General features: G+C 49.7%; 22 protein-coding genes, 1 tRNA gene and 1 pseudogene. 10 read left to right on the forward strand and 14 right to left on the reverse strand.

The features are described 5' to 3' along the window. The first annotated feature begins 20 nt into the window (after positions 1-20). The 3 genes from FGL10_RS03085 to ruvB all read left to right on the forward strand — a co-directional run bounded on the left by FGL10_RS03085 (position 21) and on the right by ruvB (position 2,814). Positions 21-1,274: a multifunctional CCA addition/repair protein gene (locus tag FGL10_RS03085; protein ID WP_003709986.1), complete on the forward strand. Its 1,254-nt coding sequence runs from the start codon at positions 21-23 to the stop codon at positions 1,272-1,274. 118 nt (positions 1,275-1,392) lie between these two features. Continuing rightward, positions 1,393-1,701: a hypothetical protein gene (locus FGL10_RS03090; protein ID WP_036470016.1), complete on the forward strand. Its 309-nt coding sequence runs from the start codon at positions 1,393-1,395 to the stop codon at positions 1,699-1,701. Positions 1,702-1,782: 81 nt separating this feature from the next. Further along, a complete protein-coding gene (gene ruvB / locus FGL10_RS03095; protein WP_003714105.1) occupies positions 1,783-2,814 on the forward strand; it encodes a Holliday junction branch migration DNA helicase RuvB in 1,032 nt (343 codons plus the stop codon). 212 nt (positions 2,815-3,026) lie between these two features. Here the strand turns inward: ruvB and rpe are convergent, their stop codons facing one another. Next, positions 3,027-3,710 (reverse strand): ribulose-phosphate 3-epimerase, encoded by a 684-nt coding sequence (rpe, locus tag FGL10_RS03100; protein WP_003709996.1) that lies wholly within the window; start codon positions 3,708-3,710, stop codon positions 3,027-3,029. 147 nt (positions 3,711-3,857) lie between these two features. Here rpe and FGL10_RS03105 point away from each other — a divergent pair, with 147 nt between their 5' ends. Then, positions 3,858-4,292: a Spy/CpxP family protein refolding chaperone gene (locus tag FGL10_RS03105; RefSeq protein ID WP_003714100.1), complete on the forward strand. Its 435-nt coding sequence runs from the start codon at positions 3,858-3,860 to the stop codon at positions 4,290-4,292. 12 nt (positions 4,293-4,304) lie between these two features. Here FGL10_RS03105 and FGL10_RS03110 read toward each other — a convergent pair whose 3' ends face one another. From FGL10_RS03110 to FGL10_RS03120, 3 genes are all read right to left on the reverse strand, one after another. After that, entirely contained in the window at positions 4,305-5,168 is an 864-nt protein-coding gene (locus tag FGL10_RS03110; protein ID WP_036470021.1) for an ATP-binding protein, read from the reverse strand. 7 nt (positions 5,169-5,175) lie between these two features. After that, positions 5,176-5,793 carry a riboflavin synthase gene (locus tag FGL10_RS03115; protein ID WP_003710002.1) on the reverse strand — a complete coding sequence of 206 codons (618 nt, stop codon included), beginning with the start codon at positions 5,791-5,793 and terminating at the stop codon, positions 5,176-5,178. Positions 5,794-5,959: 166 nt separating this feature from the next. Beyond that, positions 5,960-6,574, reverse strand: a complete 615-nt coding sequence (locus tag FGL10_RS03120) for a molybdenum cofactor guanylyltransferase (RefSeq protein WP_003710006.1) — start codon at positions 6,572-6,574, stop codon at positions 5,960-5,962. A gap of 208 nt (positions 6,575-6,782) precedes the next feature. Here FGL10_RS03120 and FGL10_RS03125 point away from each other — a divergent pair, with 208 nt between their 5' ends. Continuing rightward, complete coding sequence (locus tag FGL10_RS03125) at positions 6,783-8,555, forward strand: histidine kinase (RefSeq protein WP_003710008.1); 1,773 nt, start codon at positions 6,783-6,785, stop codon at positions 8,553-8,555. After that, positions 8,552-9,208 (forward strand): response regulator, encoded by a 657-nt coding sequence (locus FGL10_RS03130; RefSeq protein ID WP_003710012.1) that lies wholly within the window; start codon positions 8,552-8,554, stop codon positions 9,206-9,208. The genes FGL10_RS03125 and FGL10_RS03130 overlap by 4 nt, the downstream gene beginning before the upstream one ends. A 139-nt stretch (positions 9,209-9,347) precedes the next feature. On the opposite strand, the gene FGL10_RS03135 is transcribed toward FGL10_RS03130, so the two are convergent. From FGL10_RS03135 to FGL10_RS03150, 4 genes are all read right to left on the reverse strand, one after another. Then, positions 9,348-12,698 (reverse strand): autotransporter family protein, encoded by a 3,351-nt coding sequence (locus FGL10_RS03135; protein WP_036470027.1) that lies wholly within the window; start codon positions 12,696-12,698, stop codon positions 9,348-9,350. A gap of 175 nt (positions 12,699-12,873) precedes the next feature. Continuing rightward, positions 12,874-13,908, reverse strand: coding sequence for a phosphoribosylformylglycinamidine cyclo-ligase (purM, locus tag FGL10_RS03140; protein ID WP_036470024.1), 1,035 nt, complete (start codon positions 13,906-13,908; stop codon positions 12,874-12,876). Positions 13,909-14,136: 228 nt separating this feature from the next. Continuing rightward, positions 14,137-14,289, reverse strand: coding sequence for a hypothetical protein (locus FGL10_RS11995; RefSeq protein WP_169740410.1), 153 nt, complete (start codon positions 14,287-14,289; stop codon positions 14,137-14,139). Between the two features lie 140 nt (positions 14,290-14,429). Continuing rightward, positions 14,430-14,514 (reverse strand) — tRNA-Leu (locus FGL10_RS03150). 147 nt (positions 14,515-14,661) lie between these two features. Here FGL10_RS03150 and FGL10_RS03155 point away from each other — a divergent pair. Both FGL10_RS03155 and ribA read left to right on the forward strand, forming a co-directional pair. Beyond that, complete coding sequence (locus FGL10_RS03155) at positions 14,662-15,336, forward strand: hypothetical protein (protein WP_003710021.1); 675 nt, start codon at positions 14,662-14,664, stop codon at positions 15,334-15,336. After that, positions 15,329-15,922, forward strand: coding sequence for a GTP cyclohydrolase II (gene ribA / locus FGL10_RS03160; protein ID WP_036475066.1), 594 nt, complete (start codon positions 15,329-15,331; stop codon positions 15,920-15,922). Before FGL10_RS03155 ends, ribA begins: the two co-directional genes overlap by 8 nt. Positions 15,923-16,003: 81 nt before the next feature. Here the strand turns inward: ribA and FGL10_RS13015 are convergent. Then, positions 16,004-16,108, reverse strand: a pseudogene (locus FGL10_RS13015) (IS5/IS1182 family transposase); the annotation flags it as partial. Positions 16,109-16,189: 81 nt separating this feature from the next. Between FGL10_RS13015 and FGL10_RS03165 the strand changes: the two are divergent. Both FGL10_RS03165 and ribBA read left to right on the forward strand, forming a co-directional pair. Then, positions 16,190-17,203, forward strand: coding sequence for a glycosyltransferase (locus FGL10_RS03165; RefSeq protein WP_003710028.1), 1,014 nt, complete (start codon positions 16,190-16,192; stop codon positions 17,201-17,203). Positions 17,204-17,419: 216 nt separating this feature from the next. After that, positions 17,420-18,757 carry a bifunctional 3,4-dihydroxy-2-butanone-4-phosphate synthase/GTP cyclohydrolase II gene (ribBA, locus tag FGL10_RS03170; RefSeq protein WP_003710031.1) on the forward strand — a complete coding sequence of 446 codons (1,338 nt, stop codon included), beginning with the start codon at positions 17,420-17,422 and terminating at the stop codon, positions 18,755-18,757. Positions 18,758-18,916: 159 nt separating this feature from the next. On the opposite strand, the gene FGL10_RS03175 is transcribed toward ribBA, so the two are convergent. The 5 genes from FGL10_RS03175 to FGL10_RS03195 all read right to left on the reverse strand — a co-directional run bounded on the left by FGL10_RS03175 (position 18,917) and on the right by FGL10_RS03195 (position 26,150). Next, complete coding sequence (locus tag FGL10_RS03175; RefSeq protein WP_231844333.1) at positions 18,917-19,033, reverse strand: ABC transporter; 117 nt, start codon at positions 19,031-19,033, stop codon at positions 18,917-18,919. Between the two features lie 31 nt (positions 19,034-19,064). Continuing rightward, complete coding sequence (locus FGL10_RS03180; protein WP_003710038.1) at positions 19,065-20,666, reverse strand: HsdM family class I SAM-dependent methyltransferase; 1,602 nt, start codon at positions 20,664-20,666, stop codon at positions 19,065-19,067. A 48-nt stretch (positions 20,667-20,714) separates the two neighbouring features. Next, positions 20,715-22,013, reverse strand: a complete 1,299-nt coding sequence (locus FGL10_RS12465) for a restriction endonuclease subunit S (RefSeq protein WP_003710039.1) — start codon at positions 22,011-22,013, stop codon at positions 20,715-20,717. Positions 22,014-22,106: 93 nt separating this feature from the next. Beyond that, on the reverse strand, positions 22,107-23,096 hold the full coding sequence (locus FGL10_RS03190; protein WP_003710042.1) for a virulence RhuM family protein: 990 nt from the start codon (positions 23,094-23,096) through the stop codon (positions 22,107-22,109). A gap of 48 nt (positions 23,097-23,144) precedes the next feature. Next, positions 23,145-26,150 (reverse strand): type I restriction endonuclease subunit R, encoded by a 3,006-nt coding sequence (locus FGL10_RS03195; RefSeq protein WP_003710045.1) that lies wholly within the window; start codon positions 26,148-26,150, stop codon positions 23,145-23,147. Positions 26,151-26,170 lie beyond the last annotated feature (20 nt).

Here is a 26,170-nt window from a genome sequence, read left to right on the forward strand (position 1 = left end):
AACTTTAAAACACAAAGCATATGCAGACTTACCTCGTCGGCGGCGCCGTCCGCGATTATCTTTTAGGCTTGCCCGTCAAAGACCGCGATTGGGTGGTCGTCGGTGCAGACGCGCAAACCATGCTGGCGCAAGGCTTCTGGCCTGTCGGCAAAGATTTTCCCGTATTCCTTCATCCCGAAACGCACGAAGAATACGCCCTCGCCCGCACCGAACGCAAAACCGCCAAGGGCTATGCCGGTTTCAGTTTCCACGCCGACAAAGATGTTACGCTGGAGCAGGACTTGATGCGCCGCGACCTGACCATCAACGCGATGGCTCAGGATTCAGACGGCCTCATCATCGACCCTTTCGGCGGACAACGGGATTTGGCGGCAGGCATTTTGCGCCACGTCTCACCCGCCTTTGCCGAAGACCCCGTCCGCATCCTGCGTACCGCCCGTTTTGCCGCGCGCTACGGTTTTGAAATCGCCGAAGAAACCATGAAGCTGATGCGGCAGATGGTGGAAAACGGCGAAGCGGACGCTTTGGTCGCCGAACGCGTCTGGCAGGAGTTGGCGAAAGGTTTGATGGAAAAAAATCCGCGCAAAATGATTGAAGTGTTGCGCGAATGCGGCGCGCTCAAAGTCTTGCTGCCCGAAGTCGACGCCCTCTTCGGCGTGCCGCAACGCGCCGACTACCATCCCGAAATCGACAGCGGCATCCATACCCTGATGACGCTGCAACGCGCTGCCGATATGGGTTTGAGCCTGCCCGAACGCTATGCCGCCCTGCTGCACGACTTGGGCAAAGCCAAAACGCCGCCCGACATCCTGCCGCGCCACTACGGACACGACATCAACGGTGTCGAACCCGTGCGCGAAGTCAATCGGCGGCTGCGTGCGCCGAAATATTGCGCCGAGCTTGCCGAACTTGTCTGCCGTTGGCACATTATTTTCCACCAAGTCGGACAGCTTAAAAGCCGAACCATTCTGAACGTTTTGAAAAAAACCGATGCCTTCCGCCGTCCCGAGCGTTTTCAGACGGCATTGAACGTCTGCATTGCCGATACGCAAGGCCGTCTGAACCGAGAACACACGCCCTACCCCCAGCGCGCGCACTGGCTCGCCCTGCTCGAAGTCGCCAATCAGGCGGATTCGGGCAAAATCGCCGCCGAATGCCGGGCGCATGGAAAAGCGCACCTTATCGCCGAACAAATCGACCGGGCGCGGCTGGCACAAATCGCCCCGCTGCAAAAAGCGTTCCGGGCGGCGCAAGACAAAACAGAAAAACATTAAAACGCCCAATGCAGCCACTTTTAAAGTTTTGAGGACGATACCCGATCCAAGCTTTAAAACAGCCGCCGCCATATTCGCTATAATTCACGCTTCAGCCATCCCGCCCCAACATAAAATCATGACCCTGAAAACCGATTTATTGCCTAAAATCAACAACGAAGATTACCAACGCCTCATCCTCAAACACAGTGCGGAATTCAGCGAGGGCGAAATCCGCCTGTTGAACGAAATCCTCGAAAAATTCGCCTTTGATGTCGTTCAGGCGCAGGCATTGGCGCAGGCGGTGATGCAGCAGGTGCGCTTCGACCCCAACGCCTACCACATCGACAGCGACGACGAAGACACCACCGGCATCTGCCCACACTGCATCAACCCGCCTATGCCGCCCCTGCGCGACTATCTCGTTTGGCGCGAGACGCGCGGGTAAAACGCTTTTGACCGTTATCTTTTCAATGCCGTCTGAAACGCCGCCGACCGTTCAGACGGCATACCCGACAAAGGGAACACTATGCTGCAAACCGACAACCTGACCGCCGCGCAACCGCAACGCATTGTTGCCGCCCAAACCGCTTCCGCACAGGAAGAACTGCTCGAACGCGCCCTCCGTCCCAAAACACTGGACGACTACATCGGGCAGCATAAAGCCAAAGAGCAACTCGCCATCTTCATCCAAGCCGCCAAAAAGCGCGGCGAAGCGCTCGACCACGTCCTGCTCTTCGGCCCGCCTGGGCTGGGTAAAACCACACTGGCGCACATCATCGCCAAAGAATTGGGCGTAAATTTGCGCCAAACCAGCGGCCCCGTCCTCGAACGCGCCGGCGACCTCGCCGCCCTTTTGACCAATCTTGATCCGCACGACGTATTGTTTATCGACGAAATCCACCGCCTCAGCCCCGTTGTCGAAGAAATCCTCTATCCCGCGCTCGAAGACTACCGGCTCGACATTATGATAGGCGAAGGACCCGCCGCCCGTTCCGTCAAAATCGACCTGCCGCCCTTCACGCTCGTCGGCGCGACCACCCGCGCCGGTATGCTGACCAATCCGTTGCGCGACCGCTTCGGCATCGTCTCCCGCCTTGAGTTTTACGAAAACCGCGACCTCGCCACCATCGTCAGCCGTTCGGCACAACTCCTGCAACTCGATATGTCCGAAGAAGGCGCGGAAGAAATCGCCAAACGCAGCCGAGGCACGCCGCGCATCGCCAACCGCCTGTTGCGCCGCGTGCGCGATTTTGCCGATGTGAAAAACAACGGCACGATCGACGGCGGTATCGCCGATGCCGCTTTAAGTATGCTGGATGTGGACGCGCAGGGGCTGGACGTGATGGACAGGAAATTCCTCGAAGCCGTTTTGCACAAATTCGGCGGCGGCCCCGTCGGTTTGGACAACGTTGCCGCCGCCATCGGCGAATCTACGGACACCATCGAAGACGTTATCGAACCCTACCTCATCCAACAAGGCTTCCTGCAACGCACCCCGCGCGGCAGAATGGCGACCGAACGCGCCTACCTGCATTTCGGGCTGCCCGTCGGGGAATAACGCAATGCCGTCTGAAACAGAGCTAAGTTTCAGACGGCATTTTTATCAGGGGTTGGCACCGGTATCGGCATCGGTTTCACCTCTTGGCAGAAAACTTTTTATCCGGCAGGACGGGTTTTCGCCCCAATGAAAATAACCGGCTCCTCCTGACAAACGGCTGAAACCGATCGACGACAGGCACACGGTTTTTATCTCACAAGTCCGGTATGGGTTCAGCCTGCCGCCTGTTCCAATTCAACCCTCATCGCATCGATTACCGCTTTGTAATCCGGTTTGCCGAAAATTGCCGAACCTGCCACAAAAGTATCTGCGCCCGCCGCCGCAACGGCGGCAATATTGTCGGTTTTGATGCCGCCGTCTACTTCGATGGCGATGTGCCGACCGCTTTGCGCTTCGTAAGCATCCAGCATCGCCCGCACCCGGCGGATTTTTTCAAGGGTATGCAGAATAAATCCCTGACCGCCGAACCCGGGGTTGACCGACATCAGCAAGACCATATCCAGCCTGTCCAATACGTTTTCCAACAGATATACGGGCGTTGCCGGATTCAATACCAGCCCGGCCTGGCAGCCCATATCACGAATCAGGCTCAAACTGCGGTCGATATGGCGGCTTGCCTCCGGATGGAACGTGATGATTGATGCCCCTGCTTTGGCAAACGATTGGATCAGATCGTCAACGGGTTCGACCATCAGATGCACATCGATCGGCACGCTTGCATAAGGCTTCAACGCCGCGCAAACCATAGGGCCGAAGGTCAGGTTCGGCACATAATGGTTGTCCATCACATCAAAATGAATCAAATCCGCACCTGCCGAAATGACATTTGCCACCTCTTCTCCGAGGCGGGCAAAGTCTGCCGACAAAATACTGGGTGCGATACGGTAGGCGGTCATATTTTTTCCTTTAATGCCTTTATGGGGCAATCACAAAGCGGGAAAGTGCGCGAAACAGCATTATTAACAAAAGTTAACTGCCATAATACCATCTTTCACACGGCAATCAAGTATATTGTCCGAAATATCCGGATTAAAGGAAAAGCCGTGCCACTGCCTGTTCCCAGCCGTTTTGCCAAGCCTGCCGCCTCTTTTTTAGGGGTAGCTTTGCTTTCCTGCCAGCTTTCCCACGCCGCTGAGGCTTATATCCCCCCGAACGATTTTCAAGCGAACTGCGACATACGCCGGCTCGGGCTGACCCAGGGGCAGCACAATGAGCTGCGTAAAATCCGCGCCGCCTTCAAAATGGCGGGCGACAGGGCGCGGTTAAAGGTTATGCATTCCGAACACAGCCGCCGCCGCTCTGTCGTCGAAATCATTTCTTCGGATGTTTTTAATCGGAACGAGGCACGCGATTATGTCGAAAGCCGCTATTTGTCCGGTATGGATTTTGCGGTGGACGAGTTGGAAATCCAACACCGGTTCTTCCATATCCTCACACCTCAACAGCAGCAAATGTGGCTTTCTTCCTGCCTCAAATAATCCCCGAAACGCTCACAACGCCCGTTGTTCCGGCAGCCTGCCCGCCCAGTCGCAGGCAAACTGCCACGCGGAACGTCCCGAACGGCTGCCCCGCGTCTGCGCCCACTGCAATGCCGCCATCCGTGCGGTTTCATCATACGGCACGCCGAAATCTTCCAGCCAATTTTGCACCGCCGCCAGATAATCGTTTTGATCGAACGGATAAAAACTGAGCCACAATCCGAATCGGTCGGACAGGGATATTTTTTCTTCCACCGCTTCTTTCTGATGGATTTCTCCGCGCACGCCTGTCGTACCTGCATTTTCATCCAAATATTCGGGCATCAGATGCCGTCTGTTGGAAGTCGCGTAAACCAAAACGTTGGCGCAACGCTGCGACAAACCGCCGTCTAACGCGGTTTTCAATGCCTTATAGGTTTCGTCGCCGCTTTCAAATGACAAATCGTCGCAAAACACAATGAATTTTTCCGGGCGTTCCTTCAAAAGCGTCAACAGATACGGCAGGCCGATCAAATCGCTTTTATCGACTTCGATCAGGCGCAAGCCCTTATCCGCGTATTCGTGCAGCAATGCTTTGGCAAGCGATGACTTGCCCGTCCCCCGTGCGCCGCTCATCAATACGTTGTTCGCCGGCCGGCCGGCAATGAATTGTTCGGTATTGCGTACCAGCAAACCGGTCTGCCTGCCGACTCCCGCCAGCCTTGCCAAGGGGAAGGTGTGCGGATCGGGCAAGTGCTCCAAAAACCCTTTTTTACCCGCGCTCTGCCAACGGAATGCTAAGGCGTTCCAATCCGTATGCCCGGGTTCCGGCGGAAGTACGGCATCCAACCGCCGTAAAACGGAACAGGCTTTGTCGAGAAATTCGTTCAATTCCATCTCTACCTCACTTTGCATATCTTTGCGCCATCAGGCGTTCGACCGTGTCCACGGTTGCCTGTGTGTTCGGATCGATTTCGATATTGATCCGGTCGCCGGTTTGCCTGCTGCCGAAAAGCGTCCGCTCCAGGGTTTCCGGAATCAGATGCACGCAAAAACGCGTGTTTCCGACTTCGCCGATAGTCAGGCTGCAACCGTCCAAACCGACAAATCCTTTGGTCAGGATATAGGGTTTGAGTTCGTGCGGGAGTGCAAACCAAACCGTGCGGTTGTACCCGTCCCGTTCGATTTCGACAATGGGCACGGTTGCCATAACGTGTCCGCTCATCAGGTGTCCGCCGATTTCGTCGCCGAAACGCGCCGCCCGCTCGATGTTGACGCAATCGCCTTCCTTCAGCAGTCCCAAATTGGTTTTTGCCAATGTTTCTGCCATCAAATCGAAGCTGACGCGGTTTCCTTCGATTTCAGTAATCGTCAGGCAGCAGCCGTTATTGGCGACCGATGCGCCGCGTTGCAGGTTTTCTGCCGCTTTCGGCGGAAGCTCGACGGTATAGGTGTGGAATGCCGGCGAGAGCCGGTCAATCTTGATCAGTTTGCCCAAGCCTTGAACAATGCCTGTAAACATAATCCTGTTTTCCTGTGTCGGTAAAATGGTGCAAATTGTAGCATTTCTCCGCGAAAAATGCCGTCTGAAACGCCTTCAGACGGCATTTTGCCTCCGGTTCGGGCAGAAATCGCCCGGTACGGCTTTGGCTTTCCTTTACGCACCGCGCCGGCCGGCGGGCTTGCCCTTATCCCTCCTGCAAATCGGTTTGCGTGTTCAAGTCGGTAAAATGCCCGTCAAATTCGAATCTGACCGGCCGCGCCCTTTGCTGCTGCAACCAGCTCCTCAATGTTTTCATCCCCGAAAACAGATAGGGAATCGCGCTTTGCAGAATCTGCGGGCGGATGTACATAATGTTGTAGTGCATCGTTACCGGCGTTTCCACATAAAACGCGTTGCACAGCGGTGTGCGTTTCGACACGGTTTCAAACCTAGCCACCAAATCGTCCGGCAGGTACGGCATATCGCAAGGCACAATCAACAGCCAATCGGCCGCCGCCAGCTGCAAATCGTTGGCTGCGGTACACAAGGCCGAAAGCGGGCCGAAATGCCGCCACTGCCGGGCATCGGGAAAAATGTGGGGGCTGCGGCGGGCGTATTCTTCCAAGTTCCGGTTGGTACTGATGGCGATATGGCCGACCTGCGGCCTGATTTTACCGATAACGTGGTCAATCAGCGGCCTGCCATCCAAAAGGGCCAGCCCTTTGTCTTCCCCGCCCATACGGTCGGCGAGGCCGCCTGCCAAAATCAATGCGAAAGTTTTTAATGCGGGCGGGCTTTGGGGAAAGTTTGAGGTTTTCATAGTTTTTCAGTCTGACGTTTCCGATATTTTAGAAGCGCGTTTGAAAACGGCGCCGTATAAATTCATGTTATCTGAATTTTATCATAACGTGATTTAACACTGAAAGCGTTGCGGCTTGAGTTTTCCTTAACCTGTCCTTTCTGAGCAGTTGTTTCTAATTCCAAAGAATGATATTGTTTGCACCGTTTAAAACGACTTTCCTCCGAATATGATACTGCCAACCCGATTTTCAGACGGCATCTCCCTTTCCCTGCGCCTGAAACTCCTGACCGGCTTGTGGGTCGGTTTGGCGGCACTGTCTGTCGTTTTAACGCTGCTGCTCTCTTTGCGTCTGGAAAATGCCGCCTCCGTCATCGAAGAAGCCGGAAACTTGAGGATGCAGGCATACCGGCTTGCCTATATGGCGGGCGAGGGTTCGCCCCGCGCGCAAATCGACAATCAGATTGCCGAATTTGAAAAAAGCCTGAAACGCATTTCCCAAAGCGATGCCATCCATCCGCTCATCCCTTCCGGTACCCCCCTTGCCTACGATTTGATACAGTCTATGCTGATTATCGACTGGCAGGCCAACATCCTCCCCCCGTTGCAGGCATACCGCCGCCCCACGCAAATCGAGCTTTACCGCTTTGCCGGCAATATCGAATTGTTTTTGCAGGCATTGGAAAATGCCAACGAAAAAAACACGTGGTGGCTCAGGCGTTTTCAATGGGTCATTATGCTGATGACGCTGGTGTCGTCCGTACTGATGCTGTTTTGGCACCAGATTTGGGTTATCCGACCGCTGCAGGCGTTAAGGGAAGGTGCGGAACGCATCGGACGGAGGTGTTTCGATATTCCCGTTCCCGAAGGCGGTACGCCGGAATTCAAACAGGTCGGGCGGTGTTTCAACCAAATGGCGCTCAGGCTGAAAACTTTATACGATGATTTGGAAGGACAGGTTGCCGAGCAGACCCGCAGCCTTGAAAAACAAAACCACAACCTGACCCTGCTGTACCGGACCATACGCGACCTGCATCAGTCTTATACCCTGCAAGAGGCTGCCGAACAGTTTCTGAAGCGCATTACGTCCGCCGTCGGCGCGCACTCCGGCAGCATCTGTATGGAAAACGACCCCGATGCCGGCGTTTCCGCCCATACGGCGGAATACGGCGTAACGCAGCCCCCTTTGGAAAAACATCATAACGAAACCTTCCCCATCGAATATCAAAACGAAAAACTCGGGGTGCTTTCCCTTGTTTTTTCAGACGGCGTTTCCCTGAATCCAAACGACCGCATCCTGCTCCAAACCCTGATCCGCCAATTGGGCGTATCGCTTGCCGGCGCGAAGCGCGAAGAGGAAAAACGCCTGCTTGCCGTGTTGCAGGAACGCAGCCTGATTGCCCAAGGGCTGCACGACAGCATCGCACAGGCATTAACCTTCCTAAACCTGCAAGTACAAATGTTGGAGAGTGCCTTTGCCGAAGGGAAAAAAGAAGAAGCCGCAGAAAACATCGGCTTCATCAAAACAGGCGTACAGGAATGTTATGAAGATGTCCGCGAACTGCTGCTCAATTTCCGTACCAAAATCAGCAATAAAGAATTTCCCGAAGCCGTTGCCGACCTATTCGCCCGCTTTACGCAACAAACCGGGATAACGGTCGAAACCGCTTGGGAAAACGGTTCGTTCCTGCCGCCTCAGGAAGCGCAGCTCCAAATGATTTTTATCCTGCAGGAAAGCCTTTCCAACATCCGAAAACACGCCCGTGCCACCCATATCAAATTCAGACTGCTCAAACAGGATGGAAGTTTTACAATGACCATTCAAGACAACGGACAGGGTTTCGACACGGAAAACATTGGAGAACCATCGGGCAGCCATGTCGGACTGCATATCATGCAGGAGCGGGCCAAACGTATCCGCGCCGTATTGAAAATCTATTCCCAACCCCAACAGGGAACCACCGTCTCATTGGCGGGTGTATCTGAAGAAAGCTTGAAATGACCATTAAAATTATCCTGATAGACGACCATACCCTTTTCCGCAGCGGCATCAAGGCACTTTTGTCGCGCCAACATGATTTTGAGGTCATCGGCGAAGCCGCAGACGGCCTCTCGGGCATTAAAATGATCAACCGGCTCCAACCCGATGTCGTCCTGCTTGACTTGGATATGCCCGGTATGAACGGACGCGAAGCACTTTCCCAAATCATCAGCATCAATCCGCAACAGGCAGTCATTATGCTGACCGTTTCCGAAGACAGCGACGATTTGACCGAATGTATGCGCATCGGCGCGCGCGGCTACCTGCTGAAAAACATTAACGCCGACTTTCTGCTCGAAAGCATACGCAAAGCCGCCGACGGCGATAATGTATTCTCTCCCGAGATGACTGCCAAACTCGTCAAAAGCCTGATTTCCCCCCAGCCCGCACAAGGAACTCAGACACTTTCCTCCCTCACCCCCCGAGAGATGGAAATCCTGGGTTACCTTGCCGCAGGACACAGCAATAAAATCATTGCACGCCACCTCAACCTTGCCGAATCCACCGTCAAAGTCCACGTTCAAAACCTACTCCGCAAACTCAACCTCAGCAGCCGGGTGCAGGCCGCCGTTTACGCCATCCGGCACAACGTCCCCCAACCCGTATTGGAATAGGCGTTCAGACGGCATCGGGCAAGGAATAAAAGCAATGCGCCCCTTTGACGGGGTGCATATATAAGGGACGGCATCCGGTGTGCCGTCCCTTTAAGTGCATCATTACCGCCGCCAACCCGGACGGGATGGCTTGGGCGGTTTATTTCCAAGAATATTTCATCCCCACTGTGCCTTGGCAGCCGTGATGTTTGTTGCTATCGAATGATTTTTCGCAACGGGCATCCGCATAAAGGTAAGTGTTTTCACTTAATGAGAATTGAGAGCCTAAGCCTAATTCCCACCAAGTGCGGTCAAATTTCTCGGTTAATTTGTCACGACCAATTAATGCATTGCCAGTTGCTTTAAAATCGTGCCAAATATTACCGATGAAATAATAGGTGCGAGTGCGTTGTTTATCATTTGGTTTGTTATATGCCAAACGGAAACCAACACGACCACGCAAGCCATAACCTTTTTGCGAAACGGAACGAGTGCCGTCGTTAAAGTTGCCTAAGCGCAAGTATTGAGCAATAAGTTGTGCTTGCGGCTCTAAAATCCAGCTATCTCCGTTGTTGGTTTTATCTTTACCTAAGGCGTAAGGACGACCAGTTTCCACTGAAAGGGCAGCACCCCATCCGTGATTTTTCGCTTGTGTGCCATCAACGGATGAATAACGGTTATTTAACCAAGAGAGTTGTCCCACCCAGTCAATGTAAGTGCCATTTTCATTGTAACGTGTGTCAGTTACACCAAGATTAAGTGCGGTAGTTTTTACGCGAGAAGTTAATTTATCTGCAATCACGACACCGTTTTTCGCGCGGTATTCATCATAGAATTTGCTGTGAGAACGTAACGCGCCGAAATACAAGCCAGTAAAACGACGAGTGAGTTTGCCCTCATCATCTTGTTTGGTTTTAACATCAAAGTCGTGCCCCACTTGGAAACCATACATATTGGTTTTTAAACCAAAGCGTTCTTTGCCATCAAGTTTAAGGTGTTTGCCAATCACACGTCCCCAAGATTGTTTTTCCACATCTTGCCAATAACTGCCTTGTTTATCCCAAGAAAGGGTTTGATTTTCGCCACGGCGTTGGTGAAGCGTATCCAGCATCGCATAGCCTGATTCCAAGTTTTGACGCGGAACGAGCGTATAAGCCGGTGCGCTTGGCGTGATGATGGTTTTATCTTGATTTGGAGTGGTTAACGTCCAGAAGTATTCTGTTACACCTTTGTCATCTTTATGAGAAACTAATTGTAATTCCCCTGCCCCTGTGGTTTTTGCTGTACCAGTAAAGGTTGAACGTGTATTGTAAGCGTAAGGTTTAGCTGCATCCGTAGAATTTATTTCACCGTTTGCTGTTCCTTTGTCATCGCCTAAAACTTTAATAACAGGGACACTACGTTTGTAGCGATCGGCAAGTTCGCCGATTGAGCCATCAATAACATTTTCAGTACCATCTGTTTTAACGGCTTTAACAGTCGTATTACCGGAGGCATCACCTGTAATCGTTAATAAATCCGATTCTGAATGTGCGCCGGAATAATCGCCCGGGGTATCCCATTTGGTGTTTACTTCTAACACGCCATTATTGCCGACATAATTTCCTTCAATGGTCAGTTTGTCTGCATAGGATTGATTCGCGAGGGTAATAATACCGCCGTTGGTGAATGTTCCCTTTTCAAATACAGAAGTTGTACCCGATAAAGAAATGCCTGTATTAGATAGGGTCAGCGTGCCGCTTGATAACAACGTAGTCCCTTCGGGCGTTGTTAATGATGTGCCTTTTTCAAGGTTAAACTTTGCCTTTGTCAGTTTTATCGTTCCAATATCCGATGTGTATTCTATTGTCCCGTTCGCAATTTTTAGCACGCCGTCTGTAATAGGGAGTCTTAAATTAAATGGTTTTTCTGTCCCATCAGGCTTGATGAGCGTACCGGCTGCGTTAAATAACAATCCTTCGGGAACGGTAATAGTTCCATCGGTAATTGTTTTACTGATGCTTGAATTGCTGTGATTATGTACCAATTGAATTTTATAGTCGGTGCCTGCCCCAGTTGCATTTTTTGAAGCATCCAGTACCCCACCATTGGCAAGATTCACATCATAAGCGGTCGCACGTTGGACAGCTTCATCGGCTTTCGGTGCCAATTCCCAAGTTGCGTTATGATCAACGACAACATTAAGCTTAGAGCTTAAGCCCGCCCTGGAATGCTGATGCGTCAAGCCAATCGCTTTGGCTTTATTATCCAGCGTAAAAGTGAGATCTGAGGCTTTGGTTTTTGCTAATTTTGTTTCAGCCAACCAACCTTTGTTTGCCGCCCTTGCTTCAGATTGATCACCTTTTAATAGGAATTTTGCATTTTCAGCAACAAATTCCCCAGTGTTAAACCAGTTGGCGACTTTGCTTCCTGCAACCTGTACGGCAAGGCTGGTTACATTCTTGGCATCCGCGACAATCAATGAGGCATTTTCAGAAGTGGTTGAAATTTTGGTATTATTTAAGCGCACTTCTTGATCTTTGTTTGGTTCGTTACGAGATACGTCATCACTAATCGGAAAAACGAAACCACGATAAGTTACTCTCGTTTCATAGTCTTGCGTATCAAATACAATAGCGGAATTACCCGACTTGATTGTTCCTGTACTGGTTTCACTATCTGCGATTAAACGGGATTTTGTGCCGAATAAGCGCACCGTAGCTGAATCTTTTGTTTCTGAAGTATCAAGCACCATATTGCCTGTCGAGTTGATTGCCGCACCTTTGTAATCATCAGATTTATCTACGTTAGGTAATTCAGGTTTACCAATTTTCAGTGCTGCGGAATGTTTACCATTTGCTTTTACAGTGATATTGCTGTCTTTTAAATTGGCTTCAGCACCATCACCTGCAATGTAAATACCCACTAAATAATCGCCAATTTTTGCGGTTGATTTATCTTCAACGTCAATGGTTAATAATTTTTCAGAATTTAAAATAGGGGTTGAATAATCGGATGATTTTCGATAGATCCTAATCCCTGAAAGTTGATGACCGGTGTTAGCTGTGGCACCGCTATAGCTCATAGAACCAAGAATAGTACCCGGGGTATTATCTACTGTAATTGTTGCATCATCTTTTAATGTTAAAACAGTCTCATTTTTACCACCACCCTTATGATCATACCCAACCGCAATGCCATAAGCGGCGTTGGAATCTGGGGACTTATTAGGATTTCCTTCACTGGCTAAAGTAACAGCAATATTGGTTTTTCCTTGAATTTCTTCGCTGCGATCGCTACGAATGATAATGGCTTTTGGATAAGTATGTATTGAAGGATTTGCAGGCGTAACCGTGATATTTACATCACCGGTAACGGTGTTTGTAGCATCGGTAACTTCGTGGCCAATAGGCGTTTCACCTGAAATTTGTTTATTTTCATTAATACTGGTATATTCAGCTGAAAAAGCTGTTGCGGAAAGAGAAGAAATCAAAATGCTCAAAAGCGTTTTGTGATAGGGAAATGGTTTCATAAGGAGGCCCGTAATTTCAGAACATAAAGATAAGTAAAAATTAATGTCAATTATTTTAATAAGGATTAACTTTATTAAGAGTTTACCCCCCCCCCCGAATATGGCAAGCAAAAAAATGCTAGCATAATGAAAATGCCGTCTGAAACAGGTTCAGACGGCATTTGATGCTTGGAAGTCAGGCAACTTGGGTTTGATGCTCGTTCCCTTGACGCTCTCGGATACAACCCAAACGGTAAACTGTCTCGCCCTGCCCGCTCAGGAATGACCGAACCGCATCGGCATCTTCGGCAGCAACGATGACGACCATACCGATACCGCAGTTAAAGGTTCGATACATTTCTTGGGTTTCCACATTGCCCGCCTTTTGAAGCCATTGGAAGAGCTTGGGCAATTCCCACGATTCGGCATCGATTTGTGCAACCGTGTTTTCAGGCAACACGCGCGGCACGTTTTCAGTAATGCCGCCGCCGGTAATGTGCGCCATACCTTTAATGGTAAATTTTTCCAAAGCGGCAAGAATCGGTTTCACATACAGACGGGTCGGCGCAATAACGGCCTCACGCAAGGTTTTGCCATTATCAAACTCGGCATCCAGATCGGGATTGTCGCGTTCGATGATTTTACGGATAAGGGAATAGCCGTTTGAATGTGCGCCGTTGGAAGCCAAACCCAATACCACATCGCCCGCGCCGATGCTGCGGCCGGTAATGACATTCTCTTTTTCCACCACGCCGACGGCAAAACCCGCCAAATCGTATTCGCCAACGGGATACATGCCCGGCATTTCGGCAGTTTCCCCGCCAATCAGGGCGCAACCGGATTCTTCGCAACCTTGTGCAATGCCTTTGATGACATCGGTCGCGCGCGGAACATCCAATTTACCGCAGGCAAAATAATCCAAGAAAAACAATGGCTCAGCTCCTTGAACCAAAATATCGTTGACACTCATTGCAACAAGGTCAATGCCCACCGTATCGTGTTTATCCCAATCGAAGGCAAGTTTGAGTTTGGTTCCTACTCCATCCGTACCGCTGACCAATACGGGGTTTTTATATTTCTTGCCGATTTCGACCAATGCGCCAAAACCGCCCAAATCCCCCAATACTTCCGGGCGCATCGTGCGTTTGGCAAACGGTTTGATGTTTTCGACCAGTTGGTCGCCTGCGTCGATATCGACACCTGCATCGCGGTAACTCAATGAAGTACTCATCATTTTTCCTTGGTAAATGGGGATTGGACGGTAAAAATAACGGGGCGTATTCTACCTTATTTCGCGTTTGCCGGTTTGGATTTTTAGACGATATTGTAAACAATTCTCCATATGCCTGTGCGTGTCGGGTTTGGCGGATTCGTCTGCAGGATTAACGGACAAAAATCTGCCTACCCTCTCCTTTAATTCCTTATATATTGCGTTCCATCAAAAGACGCATTACTTTTCTTAACCATTTCTTTTGGCGGACGGGCGGAAGGGTTTTTTTGATGCGATCATCAAAATCAATATTTTCTTCTTTCCGGTTGAAACCCCGGCATCCGGACCGGAAAAATCTGATTGCGGGACGGAAGCACCCGCTTCCGATTCGGTGCGGAACAAATGGCGGTGCTTTATGTGCCGTTTTGTGTGTTGAAACACATAGGCAGATAAAAAGCCGCCCGCTGAAAAGCAGACGGCTTATGTTTTGTGCCACCGAATTGTCCCAATAAGCATTAACAATATGATTCATATATTTTTATTGGTGCGGACGGAGAGACTCGAACTCTCACACCTCTCGGCGCCAGAACCTAAATCTGGTGCGTCTACCAATTTCGCCACGTCCGCGCAAGTTGGGCAATTATACCGATTTTGCCTGTTTCTGCAAGGCTTTGGGCGCGATAGTTGAGGCTTATGCTTTGCAGCGGTAAAATCCGCCCTTCGCCCGCCCCGCATCGGCATCCGGCGGTTTTATTTTATTGACGGGATTTGAGTATGCCTGCTGCTTTGATTAAAGATTTTCTACTAACCCAAGGTTTAAAGCTGCCGCCAGACGAGGTACGGACGGCGTATCTGACCGTGAAGGCGGTGATGGATATGGGGATGGCTTCGATAGACCGTTCGGTTTTGTGGCGCAATTATGAAGATTGGAAACTTGCCGATTACCTGCCGTGCGATGATGGTCGCGAAGATGGTCTGAAACGGCTTTTTATGGCTCTGGATTCGGTATTCTCGCGCTGCGAAGGCGTGCGCGCCGCAGCCGTTTATGCCCTGATGCCGTCTGAAAACGCCGCCTTTCGGCTGGTTTGCCTGTCCCAACAGGGAGAAGGTTTGGAAAACATATGGAATCCGGATGAAAATGTTGCCGATGTTTCGCTTGCCTGCCGTTGCGCTCAAAGCGGTTGGATGAATATTGCTTCGGATGTAGGCCGTTGGCTGGCATTGGGCGAGCTGTCCGGCGAACGCAACCGGCATTCGGCAGCGCAACTTTCCATTCCCGTTTGTACGGAGAGCGGCGGCGTGCTGGGCGTGGTTCACGTCGAATTTGAAAAAGCCGGTTGTGCGGACGAGGCGGCGCAGGCGGAATGGATTGCATTGGCGCTGGCGTTGTCCGAACCTTTGAAGCAGCTTTTGGGCATCACTGCCGCAGAAGGAGATGAAAATGTCTGAATTATTAAACTATGTCGCTTCGTGCCGCCTACCGACCGAATGGGGCGTATTTACGATGCACGGTTTTGAAGAAGCAAACGGGCAGGAACACGTCGCGCTGACCGTCGGTGATTTTTCAGACAGCAATCCGGTTCTGACGCGCATCCACTCCGAATGCCTGACGGGCGACGCGCTGTTTTCAAAAAAATGCGACTGCGGGCCGCAACTGGAAGCGGCAATGAAAGCGGTACAGGCAGAGGGGCGCGGCATCATCGTCTATCTGCGTCAGGAAGGGCGCGGCATCGGGCTGATTAACAAAATCCGCGCCTATCATTTGCAGGATCAGGGTATGGATACGGTTGAGGCGAACGTGGCACTCGGTCTGCCCGTCGATGCCCGCGATTTCCGTTTGGCGCAATCTATCTACGAATATCTGGGCATCCGCTCGGTCAAACTGCTGACCAACAACCCCGAAAAAATCCAAACCCTGAAAGATGCGGGGATTAACGTGGTCGAACGCATCCCCCTGCACGTCGGGGAAAATCTGGAAAACGAGCGTTATCTCCAAACCAAAGCAGACAAGCTGGGACATCTGATGCCGGAATAAGGCAAAGATGCAGGGAACGGGCATCCTGCGCCGCCTTTCGGGAAACAGGTTTCCCATACCTTGATAAAGCAATAAGTTTTATAGTGGATTAAATTTAAACCAGTACAGCGTTGCCTTGCCGTACTATTTGTACTGTCTGCGGCTTCGTCGCCTTGTCCTGATTTTTGTTAATCCACTATATAAAGTTACAGGGTGCGGATGCAAACGCATTGCGGGTGCGGGTTTGAGGCATACGCGCAAACATCTTAATATAATGGATTGATATTTATGATTTTCTCCATCATCGTCCCTATTTACAATGTGGAAAAATACCTCCGCTGCTGCGTGGATTCCGTGCTTGCCGAAAATTTTGCCGATTATGAAATGATTTTGGTCGATGACGGTTCGCCGGACGGCTGCGGGAAGATTTGCGACGAATATACAGGCAAATATCCGCATATAAAAGTGATTCATCAAGAAAACGGCGGGCTGTCGGATGCCCGCAACGCCGGTATCCGGGCGGCAAAAGGCGATTACCTAATCTTTTTGGACAGCGACGATTATTGGGCCGATACCAACCGTTCAAAAAACGCGGGGGGGGGGATTCTCTTTGATTTACAACAACTTGCAGACAAAAAGGTTGATTTGATCCTGCATCCCTCGTCCTTCAATTACCGCGACATCCCCAAAGGGGCGGACTTTTCGGATAATGATTTTGTCCGCCATTTTGAAACGCTGGTGGAGGGGCGGTACTATATCGCCAACGCGTGGACAAAGATTGTCAGGCGGGAAATCATCATTAAAAACAATCTGTTTTTCCCAAAAGGATACATTCACGAGGATTTCCCGTACAGTTTGCAATTGGCGCGTTTTATCAAGACTTTTGCCTTTTACGATAACCCTTTTTACCAGTACCGCGTTCTCGGCAACTCTATCAGCCACAACGTCAAATACAAAAATTTCAGCGATGTGCTGACGCATCTCGACCGGGGTGTGGATTTTTTAGTCGAAAACAAAAATTCCCCCATCTACGGCGGTTTGCAAAAATTTGTCTTCGACAATATCGGCTATCTGAGGTCTATATTGGTAAGGCTTTATTTTTCCAAAAACATTATCCTCATCTACCGGAAATATTTTTCATTTAAAGAAAAATGCAGAAAGATATTCGGCGCGAAGACGATGCATCCGATTTTTATCGGGAAGACCGCATTCATCATAGGATTGCCGATATTGCGCCTGCTCGTACCGCCTATGCTGTACCCGGCAATCAAGGCTGTTTATCAGAAATTTTTTTCGGAATAACCTTCCGGCAAACCCCAAATCAGAAGTGTGCGGGAAGTTGGGACAAACAGCCCCCGGCCGGCAAGGATTGCGGCAATGCCGTCTGAAGCCCCGAATCAGGCTTCAGACGGCATCGGTTTACCAAAAGGCAAACAATCCGGCAGGTAAAACAGATTTGCCTTTTGGTAAATACGAGATTACAATCCGCTACATTCGGTTTCCGCAAAGGGAAAAACAATGACTGACACAGCCGACCTGCGCCGCCGCAACCTGCGGCAGTGGATAGAAAAACATTACGGCGGTTTGCAAACCCGTTTTGCCGAAGCCGTCTGCCTCAATACGGGCGAACTCTCCGCCCTTTTAAAAAACAAATCCTTCGGCGAGAAAAAAGCCAGAAAAATCGAACAGGCGGCGAATATGCCCGCTATGTGGCTGGATCGGGCAAACCCCGCCGCACAAACCGACCATCAAGAAAGGCGCACTATGTCCCACATCTCCCCCATCCCCGAAATCCTGGCCGACATCAAAGCCGGCAAAATGGTCATCATCACCGATGCCGAAGACCGCGAAAACGAAGGCGACCTGCTGATGGCGGCGCAATTCGTCACCCCCGAAGCCGTCAACTTTATGATTAAACACGCGCGCGGCCTGGTCTGCCTGCCGATGGCGGGCGAAATGGTCGAAAAACTCGGACTGCCGATGATGACCCAGAAAAACGGCGCGCAATACGGCACCAACTTTACCGTCTCCATCGAAGCCGCACACGGCATTACCACCGGCATTTCCGCCGCCGACCGCGCCCTGACCATTCAAACCGCCGTTTCCCCGACCGCCAAACCCGAAGACATCGTCCAACCCGGCCACATCTTCCCGCTTCGCGCGCAAAAAGGCGGCGTACTCGTCCGCGCCGGACACACCGAAGCCGGTGTCGATTTAGCGCAAATGAACGGATTGATTCCCGCCGCCGTCATCTGCGAAATCATCAACGACGACGGCACGATGGCGCGTATGCCCGAACTGATGAAGTTTGCCGAAGAACACAAGCTCAAAATCGGCACGATTGCCGACCTCATCGAATACCGCAGCCGTACCGAAAGCCTGCTCGAAGATATGGGCGACGCGCCCGTACAAACCCCGTGGGGCGAGTTCCAGCAACACGTTTACGTCGACAAACTCTCCGGCGAAACCCACCTCGCCCTCGTCAAAGGCACACCCTCCGCCGACACCGAAACCCTCGTCCGCGTCCACGAACCCTTCAGCGTGATGGACTTCATTCAAGCCAACCCGCGCCATTCATGGTCATTGCCCAAAGCACTCGAGCGCGTCCAACAGGCAGAAAGCGGCGTCGTCATCCTTCTGCACCGCACCGAAGACGGCGCATCCCTGCTCGACCGCACCCTGCCTAAAGGCGCAAACCAAGCCTACAAATGGGACAGCAAAAGCTACGGCATAGGCGCGCAAATCCTCGCCGGCCTCAACGTCAAAAAACTGCGCGTCCTCGGGCAGCCCTCATCTTTCACGGGTCTGACCGGCTTCGGTTTGGAAGTCGTCAGTTTTGAAGAAGCGGAAAAATAATATAGTAAATTCAAATACTTTATATTTTCTTTATTTATTGCATTATTTCCGTGCAAACGAAAACCCGGTCTGTTGGGTTGGATTTTGTTTTTTCAAATTTCGGGTAACTTCTAATTCGTCATTCCCGCGCAGGCGGGAATCCGGTTCGTCGGGTTTTTGTCATTTCCGATAAATTCCTGTGGCTTTGGTTTTTTGGATTCTCTCTTTCGGGGAAATAACGGCATAAGTATTTTCCAAACCAAACAAAATGCCGTCTGAAAGGCTTTCAGACGGCATTTTAAGTTTGACCGGTTTCATTCATCGGTATTTATGAATTGAATTTCAACATCGCCAGCCTATCCTTAATCTCTTTTTCCAATTCGGCAGATTCAGCGAAGAGCTTGTCCAAATCCGCCGAAAATCCCGCCATTTTCTGCTCGAATTCCTCGGCGGAAATATCCACATAATCAATCTTTACCTCGAAATACTGCCCCGCCGACAGGCTGTAGTTTTTGGCTTTGATTTCATCGTAGCCGACCACCACGCTGAAATCTTCCACAGCCTGTTTGTGCGTGAAAGTATTGCAGATTTTTTGTTCTTCTTCGCGGGAAAGTACGGTTTTTTGGTTTTTGCCGTCTTTGATTTTTTTACCCAAGCCCGATGCGTCGATTAATACCACGTTGTCTTTATTGGCTTTATCGATAAACAGGATGGAAACGTTGGTTCCCGTGGTGGCGAAAATATTGGAAGGCATGGAAACCACGCCGGCGAGCATTTTGTTTTCTACCAGATATTCGCGGATTTTTTTGTCGATACCCGATTGGGCGGTGATAAAGCCCGTCGGCAACACAATCGCCGCTTTGCCGTTTTCTTTCAGGCTAAACAAGATATGCTGGATAAAAAGCTGGTAGATTTCCATCTTATCCGTATCTTTTGCCTTGATTTTCGGGATACCGGCAAAAAAGCGTTCGCGGTTTTCCTCGCCTTCCAGTTGGTCGCGGAAATCGCTGAAATCCAATTTAAACGGCGGATTGGAAACAATGAAATCAAATTTTTTCAGACGGCCTGAAGCGTCTTTATGAGCAGGCGACAAAATCGTATTGCCTTGAACCACATTATTCAGCGAATGCACCAGATTATTCAAAATCAGATTCAGCCGCAAAAGATTGGACGATTTTTGCGAAATATCCTGCGTATAAATCATACATTTGTCTTCGCCGATGGCATGGGCGACGTTCATCAACAGCGTTCCTGAACCGGCCGACGGGTCGTAAACGTCCACACTGCGGATTTGCCCGCGTACCTCTTCCGGCACCAAAATATCCGCCATAATCCGCGCCACCGCGTGCGGCGTGTAGTATTCGGCGTATTTGCCGCCCGAATTGCTGTTGTAGTCTTTAATCAGGTACTCAAAAATCGTGGCGAAAAAATCGAATTTTTGCGCAAAAATCGCCTCGAAACTAAAACCCGCCAGCTTGGAAATCAGCGCGCGGCAGAAATCGTCGCGGCGGCCTTCGTCCGTAATATATTGACTGATACGCTCGAACAAGACGATTTTCGCCCCGCCTTCGGTTTTCACCGAAAACAGTTCCGCATTACAGGCGGCAATATCGGTGAGCGTATCGTCAAAGAGTTTGGCAAAGTCCGCGCCGTTTTGTCGCTCGGACAAATACTTGATGGAATGCTCAGGTTTCAAAACGGCCGTTTTTCCCTCAATATCCATATTGACGAACTCGATTGGCTCGTCGGGCTTTTCTTTGCGAATTTGTTTCACTTCGAAATCGTATTTGTCGTTTAGGAATTTATACAAAAACGCCTGACTGATGATTTTAAATTCGTTGCCGTCATTGCCCAAACCACAGTGGGCGCAAATGGTTTTTAAGCTGTCAATCAGGGCTTTGGTTTGTTCGGTAAAGTGTTGTTCGGTCATTTTTTATCTCGTTCTTTTTATCACATCGGTCGGATTCTTGAATCCGGATTATTCCGCCACGGATACCTGCCCGTTCATCAGCATAGGCAGTAGGAAATCGCGTAGTTGGGTTAGTTGGTGGTTTTGTTTTAGCAGTAATTGTTGTTCTTGGTGATTTTTATCTATAATTTTAAAAAATTGTTCTGCTATTTCCTTTGGAGGGAAACACTCAAAATAACCATTTACAAAATTATCAAACAACAAGTTTTTGATACCACTAGTTTTCCCTTCCCAGCCAAATAAAATATTATTCTTATAAATATCACTCCACATAAAGGCAAATTGATAAAAATAGCTTGTATCTTTTAGGGAAATAGCCTTACAGAAATTAGAACAAATTAAAGGCAAATCAAAACGGTCTAAAACATATTGGCTGATTGGAGCAAGTCTTCCTGTTGATTGTGTAGGACTTCCGCCTGAAATCTCAACAACAAAATCAAAAGGCGACAACAATTTATGTTCATTTTTTGCCAAAATGAAACGGATTGGGGCTTCAATATTTCCCTGTGAATTTATTGCATTAATATCTGCACCACGAACACAATTCACTTTTACCGTATAATTTCCCTCTTGCTGTTCTTTCCCCCAATCACCTGATTTGTCGGCTTTTATCCAATGAGATATTTGCTTCACCTCCCACCCCTTCGGAATTTTCCGTTTCAAGGTTTCGTCAAACACCATTTCGCCGCCTGAGGATTTGTAAGACTTACCGTTGGCGTCGGGGAAGTCAAACTGCACAAACCAATAGTCGTAAAGGGTTTTCGCCATCTCTTCCAAGCGCGCGTTGATTTGTTTGTTCAGGGCGATTTTTTTGTCTAAAGCGGATAGGACGGCGGCGATGGATTGTTGGGTTTTGAGGTAGGGAACTGTGAATTTTAGATTTGCAATATCATCAGGATTTATTGATGGATATGATGAAACACTGTTTTCACCAATTGTATGTAAATAATCAGTGACATGCTTTTGAGTCAATAAATAGTAAATAAATTTTTCATCTGTATTGTCATCATAAACATCAATTGTACTAAATCCTGTTGACACAATGAAATTATCACTAGGGTTTTCCAAGAAACCGTAATGCTCTTGATTGGGGCGAACTGTTGAATAGATAATTGTTTTATCTTTTACCTTTCGTTTTGCACGGCTAGGGATTTTGTCCATAGTGATGTTCAAAATTTGGATATTGTCTATTTCATTTCGAGTAATATTGCCAGTATCCAAATACATGATTTCTTGAAACATGTCTTTTTGAGTGAGGGAATTAGCATTTATTTCTGCGATTTCACCAATTTTAATTTGTCGTTTCATCTCAACTGTATCTCTAAAAACTCTTCAAAGGCCGTCTGAAAAAACATTTCAAAATCCGACCGCACTTTTTTAAGCAGCCTGCATCGATGCCTGCTATTTTTTCAGGTTCAGCAGTTCGGCAATATAGCGTTCGCCTTCCTGTTCTTTTTCCAGTCTGCGTGCGGCGGCAAATTTTTCGTATTCGATGCGGGCTTTTTCGTCTGCCTGCGTTTTGCTGATTGTCCCTGCCGTTTGTAAGACTTGGCGGTCATTGAAGGTGAGGAAGGCATCCAGTTTTTCCGCCCAGTCTTGCAGGAATATCTGTTTTTTCATGCTTGCTTGGTCTTCGGCAAAATCCAGCCACATGGAAACGATGCGGTTGAGGGCGTCGATTTCTGCCTCGTTCAGGTAATTTTTGGCAACGGTTACATCGGCTTTGGCGATTTCTTTGCCCCGCCAATGGGTCAGACCCATATTGGGTTTCCACGCATCCGCCCTTTGGTAAATAATTTCAGGGGCGGTATGACGGGTGCAGGCGTAATGAAGTTTGTTTTGTATGATTTTGAAAAACCGGGTGGTTTCTTTGAAGCTGGGCTGGTAATCCGCCGCCATGGCGAATATTTCGCGCACGCGCAGATACATCCGCCGTTCGCTGCTGCGGATGTCCCTGATGCGGTTGAGCAACTGTTCAAACTGATCTTCGGCACGGTTTGTCCCGACAGGCGGGTTTTTCAGCCGGTCGTCGTTTAATACGAAGCCTTTGCTGATGTATTCGCCCAATGTCCGTGTCGCCCATTGGCGGAATTGTGTACCGCGTGTGGAGCGGACGCGGTAGCCGACGGCGATGATTAGGGAGAGGGGATAAAGCCCCATGCGGTAGTTCTTGCCATCTGCAGCAGTTGTAAACTGAAAGTTTACAACTGAATCGTCCAGTTCTTGTTCTGCAAATATGGCTTTGATGTGTTTACCGATGTTTTGTTTGCTGGTTTGGTAGAGTTCGGCAATTTCTTTTTGGGTAAGCCATAGTTCGTCGTCAAGCTCGCGCAGGGTAAATTCGGATAGTCCGTCTTCCGTGGTGTAGATGATGATGTCGTTGTTGTGCATAGCTTTCCTGTATTTATAAATGGTTAAGGCAGCCTGAAAATCTACTCCTCAAATCCGCCCACTTTCTTTTAAATATTCCCGCACCAACAGGCGGTTGATGGCTTGGATGTCTGCGGGTTGAACGGGAAATTGCTGTTCCGTTCTAAAGCGTTTTAATACGATGCCCTGCATTTGTTTTTCGAAGTAATTTTGGTTATCCAAAATTTGCTCCATATCCAGCACTTTTTGGTCGGCATCGGTTTTTACGCCGTTTAGCGCATTGAAGACTTTGAGTTTGTCGCCGTAGAGGGCGGGGTTTTCGCGCAGGCGTTTGTGGATGCGGGCATATTTGGCGTCGCCGCCGTATTTGTGCCGCAAGAGGTCGTTTTGGCGGTTCAGCTCTTTGATTTTGGCATAGACGGTTTCGAGTATGGCGATGTTTGCCTGCATTTCTTCTTGCCCGACTTCGGCGAGGTTCTTTTTCTTGAAGATGCGTTCCAGTTCTTCGCGCAGGCTGATGTATTCGGGGTCTTCTTGATCGAAGTTGCCCGCCAGACCTTCGCGGACTTTGCGCATGATGTCTTTCAAATCGTCGGCAAGTTTGAGTTCCGCCTCGCTGATTTTGACGAATTGGAAGTAAACATCTTCCAGCGCTTCATTGAGCAAATGGGCGGTGTCGCCTTGCTGTAGTTTTTCGGCAAGGTTTAAGGTCTCCAAACGCGCGGCGGTTTCGCGGTACAAAAGATTGAGTTTGTCAAAATCGAGATGGGCGAGAAATTCGTGGCTGCCTTGCAGGCGCAGGACGTTGTACAGCTCTTTGGCGGTTTGCAGGGCTTTTTTTAGGGCGAGCAGCTGTTTTTTGTCTGCTATTTGGCTAATTTGGCTGCAAAATTCTTCGGCGTTTTCGGTATCGAAATCAAACAGGGCGTTTTTAATGTCGGCAATTTCCTGTTCGATTTCTTCGGCGGTTTTGAAAAGCCGGCTGTAGCTGCCGATTTCGTCGCCCAATTCGTTGGAAAGTTCGTCCCAATAGGCGCGGTTGGTTTTGTCAAATTCGCGCTCGATGTCGGCAAAATCGACAACATAGCCGTAGCGGTAAGATTTGTAGGTGCGGTTGACGCGGGTCAGGGTTTGTAAAAGGTTATGGGCTTTTATCAGTCTGCCCAAATAGAGCTTTTTCAGGCGCGGCGCGTCAAAGCCGGTCAAAAGCATGTTGTACACAAACAAGATGTCGATTTTGCCCGCTTTGAAATCTTTAACCCATTGGTCGCGTTCGTCCTTAGTGCCGACGTCGTGCAATATCAGCGCGGCGGTGAAATTATGGTCTGAGGCTATCTGAAAATGGTCAAAAAGCTGACGTGCCTGTTCCGCGCTGTCGCAAACAACCATAGCGCCGAGGCTGTCATCTTGGTTAGTTTTTCTGAATTTGGCGAAGTCGTCCAAGATGTAGTCAAGCATCGGGTGGACGAAGTGCGGATGGGCGTAGATTTCTTTGCGGTCAAAGCTGCCTTTTTCGATTTCAAGTTGCGCCAGTGCTTCTTGTAATTGCGCCTTGTATCGGCTGCCGATTTCTTCGCGTATCAGGCGCAGGGTGTAGCCGTCGGCAATGGAGGCGTTGTAATAGTATTTGTGGATGTAGTCGCCGAAGAGTTCGCGGGTGTTGACGTTGCCTGCGGTTACGCCGATAAGCGGCGTGCCGGTCAGCCCGATTTTGACGGCGTTTACGTCGGACTGATTAAGGTTGGCAAGAAATGAGCCTTTGGGGTTGTAGCTGCGGTGTACTTCGTCGAGAAAATAGACGCGCTGAATGGCGAGGTCGTAGTCGTTACGAGCGACGACATCGGGGTCGTCTTGGAATTTTTGGATATTAACAACAGTGATTTCCGCTTTGCCTGCGTGGTTGTGCAAAGTTTGGGCGGATTTGATGTCGGCAGCAAAGGCTTCGCGGCTGTCGATGGTATGGACGACTAAATCGCGGGCAGTAAATTCGCGCTGCGCCTGTTTCAATAAATCAAGCCTGTCCACGATGAAATAGAATTTCGGCACGATGCCCTGTTTGGCATAATAGTGGGTCAGGTAGCGGGTGTTGTAATAGGCAAGCGCGGTTTTGCCAGAGCCTTGGGTGTGCCAAATCACGCCTTTTTTGCCGCCGTTTGCCAAATGTTTTTCAATGGTGAGAGTGGCAAATAGCTGCGGATACCGCATGATGTGTTTTTGCACCAAGCCTTGACTTGCTTTGACGTAAGTCAGCCCGTGTTGCAGAAGAAAAGAAAGACGTTCGCGGCAAAGCAGCGAAGTCAGGATGCGGTTGGTCGGCGTATCGGGCGATTTATTGCTGATAAATTCGGGGCTGTGTTTGATAACGGGCAGGTTGTTGTCTTGCAGGACGTTGTTTTCGAGGCCGTCTGAAAGCGTGTTCAATAATTCGGCAAGATTTAATTTATGTTCTTCGCGGAAGTAGTTAAACACGGGCTTACCGTAAGCAGACGAAGCGTAAAACGCGCCTTGTGCCGGTTCGGTTGCGCCGTCGTCGTATTCCATGTTGTTGGAAAAAATCATGAATTGGGTGATGTTGATGAAACGGCGAAATTTGGAATTTTTCGCACGTTTGCCCATGCGCTCCCGCTCTTCGCCGATTCCGCCTTTGTTGTTGGGCTTTTTGACTTCGATAAAAACCAAAGGCATGCCGTTTACCAGCAGGGTAATGTCGGGGCGGAATTCTTCATCGCCGTTGATACAGGGCAATTCGGTTACAACGTGGAAGCTGTTGTTATCAAAATTTTGGAAGTCGATCAGTTTCTTGCCGCCGGATTGATTGGTAAGGCGTTCGTAAAACTTTTGCCCCAAGTCTTCGTTGTCCAGTTCTAAGCGTATGTCGGTCAGCAAACGGCGTGCATCGTCCGGCGACAAATCGGGATTGATGCGGCAGAGGCTTTCTATAAAGATTTTGGGAAAGATGTTGGTTGGTTTATCCCAATTTTCGTTTTTGAGCGAGAGGTAGTCGTAGCCCAAGCGCATCAGGTGCAAAACGGCGGGGATTTTGACGCGGGAATTTTCGTTGTGAGTTTGGGACATAAACGTAATGATTCATCAAA

Origin of the sequence: Neisseria lactamica (assembly GCF_901482445.1) — a bacterium.
GTDB lineage: Bacteria > Pseudomonadota > Gammaproteobacteria > Burkholderiales > Neisseriaceae > Neisseria > Neisseria lactamica.